This is a genomic window from Vibrio crassostreae 9ZC13 (genome assembly GCF_000272045.2).
Classification (GTDB): domain Bacteria; phylum Pseudomonadota; class Gammaproteobacteria; order Enterobacterales; family Vibrionaceae; genus Vibrio; species Vibrio crassostreae_C.
Genome location: NZ_AJYZ02000026.1, coordinates 1 through 473 on the forward strand (window position 1 = coordinate 1; position 473 = coordinate 473).

The following is a 473-nucleotide window of genomic DNA, read 5'->3' on the forward strand; positions in this document are numbered from 1 at the left end:
CGCTCTGATAACGCTCAGATGGGTGGTAAGAGCTACCAAACTGAGAACGCGAAAGACAAAGACTGGAACGTTCAAGCGGGCTCTAACGACCTAAAACTGTCGTTCACTGACAACTTCGGCCAAGCACAAGAAATCGACATCAGCGCAAAAGCGGGTGATGACATCGAAGAGCTAGCGACTTACATCAACGGTCAACAAGATTCTGTTAAAGCGTCTGTTACTGAAGACGGCAAGCTACAAATGTTCACAGGCAACAACAAAGTGAGCGGCGATGTGTCTTTCTCTGGCGGTCTTGCGGGCGAGCTAGGTATTCAAGCAGCTAAAGACGTAACGGTTGATACTATCGACGTAACATCTGTTGGCGGCGCACAAGAGTCTGTAGCAGTAATCGATGCGGCCCTTAAGTATGTAGACAGTCACCGTGCTGAGCTAGGTGCTTTCCAAAACCGTTTCGACCACGCTATCAGCAACTT

1 protein-coding gene is annotated in these 473 nt (G+C 49.0%); it reads left to right on the top strand.

What is annotated here, in order from left to right:
• The coding region (locus tag A136_RS10750; protein ID WP_017063781.1) for a flagellin hook IN motif-containing protein at positions 1 to 473 on the top strand (473 nt) is incomplete at both ends.